1 protein-coding gene is annotated in these 421 nt (G+C 32.3%); it reads right to left on the minus strand.

Features of this window, described 5'->3' with window-relative positions:
• A partial coding sequence (locus tag I6F37_RS41575) for a hypothetical protein (protein WP_225154608.1) occupies nucleotides 1-210 on the minus strand: 210 nt, incomplete at its 3' end.
• Nucleotides 211-421 lie beyond the last annotated feature (211 nt).

Consider the following 421-nt stretch of genomic DNA (forward strand, 5'->3'; position numbering starts at 1 on the left):
CTTTTTAATTTTAGAATGATAAAGAAATTTTTCAAGAAGAATATTTGGCTGACTAATCAAAATAATGAAAAAACTCTTTAGCAATTTAGGGATATATCGTCCTTCAATATTAAAATTATTATCTGCCAGTATTCGGAAAAAATTCCAAAAGCTACTACCACTAAGAATATGATTATTGGTGTATGGTTTCTTATCGAAGTCGATATTCATTTCAAGTTAAGGAAATTCGTGCAAAGGTAATGTTTTTCATTGCTGATTTTCCGGGGTAGTGATTACCTTTGCGACTTCCTGTTTATGAAAAGATTATTCCGCTTCTCCTTTCTTCTATTTGTTTTTGTACTGGTGACTTTCATTAGTCTCAAGGCTCAAAAAACACTTGTTTACGGAAGAATTGTGGAAGCATCAACAAGCAGCCCTGTAG

Origin of the sequence: Bradyrhizobium sp. NBAIM08, assembly GCF_020193935.1 — a bacterium.
In the GTDB taxonomy this organism is placed as follows: domain Bacteria; phylum Pseudomonadota; class Alphaproteobacteria; order Rhizobiales; family Xanthobacteraceae; genus Bradyrhizobium; species Bradyrhizobium yuanmingense.